The organism is Bartonella queenslandensis AUST/NH15, from assembly GCF_000312585.1.
In the GTDB taxonomy this organism is placed as follows: domain Bacteria; phylum Pseudomonadota; class Alphaproteobacteria; order Rhizobiales; family Rhizobiaceae; genus Bartonella; species Bartonella queenslandensis_A.
In genome coordinates this window covers 1-1,402 of sequence record NZ_HE998053.1, presented here as the reverse complement: position 1 = coordinate 1,402, position 1,402 = coordinate 1, and the positions used below count along the sequence as shown (strand labels likewise).

The following is a 1,402-nucleotide window of genomic DNA, read 5'->3' as shown; positions in this document are numbered from 1 at the left end:
ATATAGATTTTTTCTCTTGACAATGTGTAAAAAATTTTATTTAATGGTCGTGCTGTCTGTGGGTTTATTGCGTCTAAAATTCAAAAATATCCCCTAAAATTTGATAAAATCTTAAGCTTTTAAGAGAGCTTAGGTTACTGTTTTTATTGATAAAACAGGCTAATCTATTTTGCAAATATCAAACGCCATTAAGTAACCAATGATGTCATTAATTCATTGCCTCAAAAGGAGCGAAGATGAAAGTAATCATCACCAAGCCAATGTGTGTTGTTGGCGATAATAAAAGCACTGTTCGTTTTGAAACTTCAACTCCTAATAATCCATTTGTTGAGATTTCTAATCAAGTCTACGCACGTCTCAAGCGTGCAAATGCTGCTAAAGCTTTTGTTGATGTCAAAACAAAAATAAAACCCGACAAGACAATTGAACACATTAAGCACGTAGAAAAAGAACCCAACCAAATAGCATCTGAAACAGTAACAGAGGAAACCTCTCTCGAAAAACCAAAAGCATCTAAAGCTTCCAAGCCATCAACATCTAACCCAAAAAAGGCTTAAAAGTTGAAATTAATCATCCGCCAAAAATGGTATCTTCAACAGGTAAAAGATACCTTCACAAGCCTTCAAGCCCCTCGCCTCAATTGGGCTCTGCGTAATGCTCTAAACACTGCAGCAAAACAAGTTGAACGCTTCACTGAAAAGCAAGTTGCCGACATCTCATCAGCCCAAATAAAGCGTATCAAAAGAGGCATTTATATTAAAGAAAAAGCGACAGCAAGGTTTCTTGAGACAGATATCATTGGTTCTGGAACACCGATACCTCTTAAATTTTTTAAAGCAAACGAAACAAAACGCGGCGTAACTTACACACTGTTTGGAAAGAAAGAAATCTTACCCCATGGTTTTATCAAGGGAGGCAGTTTTCCAAAGCGTGTTGAATTGAAAATGGGAGGGAATGTGTTTCAAAGAGATGATGGAAACCAATTTCCCATTGCAAAACAAGAAGGACCTTCAATTGCTAAAGTTATGTCAAAGCCAGAGATTGCAAATGCTATTGCACAATATGCCAATGAAAGATTAACCAAAAATATACAGAGACAACTTTCTCGTCAAGAATATGCTGCTAATAAAAAAGGCTAGATCATGTTCTCAAGCTTTATCTATATCTTACATATCCTTATGAGTTTAGGCATTCCATATTTTTATTGCAATTTTAAAAATAGATTATCACCTATGCTTTATTTTTTCATAAAAAAAGTCAATAAAATCAATTCGAAAGGTACTTCCCAGCGGGTTGGCTTCGTTGCGGGGCAGGCGAGCGCGAACTATCGCTAGCGACAGAATTTTCAAATTGACTGTACATTGTACACACAACACATTGATAAATAACGAATTTAATGTGT

2 protein-coding genes are annotated in these 1,402 nt (G+C 35.8%); both read left to right on the top strand.

What is annotated here, in order from left to right; translation table 11 throughout:
* The first annotated feature begins 236 nt into the window (after positions 1 to 236).
* Positions 237 to 557: a hypothetical protein gene (locus tag BN338_RS09305; protein WP_039761437.1), complete on the top strand. Its 321-nt coding sequence runs from the start codon at positions 237 to 239 to the stop codon at positions 555 to 557.
* A gap of 3 nt (positions 558 to 560) precedes the next feature.
* Positions 561 to 1,139 (top strand): hypothetical protein, encoded by a 579-nt coding sequence (locus tag BN338_RS09300; protein WP_039761435.1) that lies wholly within the window; start codon positions 561 to 563, stop codon positions 1,137 to 1,139.
* Positions 1,140 to 1,402: the final 263 nt, after the last annotated feature.